This is a genomic window from Polaribacter sp. Z014, from assembly GCF_023555435.1.
Lineage (GTDB): Bacteria > Bacteroidota > Bacteroidia > Flavobacteriales > Flavobacteriaceae > Polaribacter.
The window spans coordinates 1-455 of the sequence record NZ_JALCZP010000133.1; the positions used below are offsets into that span (position 1 = coordinate 1).

At 27.5% G+C, this 455-nt stretch carries 1 protein-coding gene; it reads right to left on the reverse strand.

The genetic code is table 11. The features are described from left to right. A partial coding sequence (locus MPF19_RS19210) for a T9SS type A sorting domain-containing protein (RefSeq protein ID WP_249989875.1) occupies window positions 1–440 on the reverse strand: 440 nt, incomplete at its 3' end. Window positions 441–455 lie beyond the last annotated feature (15 nt).

The following is a 455-nucleotide window of genomic DNA, read 5'->3' on the forward strand; positions in this document are numbered from 1 at the left end:
ACTTTTTTACTTATGGTACCTTTATTGGTATTCATTTTTACAATATAGACACCTGTTATTATTTGTTTTTTAATGTCTAATTGGTATGTAGGTTTTTGTTCATTAATATTCCAAGTACTTACTTTTTTACCAAGGATATCGAATAACTCTACTTTTTGAATGTTTACTTCTTGATTTTTAGAGATGATAATATTGTTATTATCATTGTCTGCATAAATACTTGTTTGTGCAGATAAAATATCTTCATTTAAACCAAGTACTGTAGCTTCTTTAAAGGCAAGTACAAAACGATCTGTATACACACCTTTAGCTAAAGTTAAAGTAGCTTTCTTATCTTTAACGTTATAAGAAGTTCCTGTAAGTTTATCTGTAATGTAAATGTCTCTAGAAACATTCTGAATTTGATCTACCATTAAATGTACTTCTCCAGTATTTTCCATTGTAAGTTCTAAAGG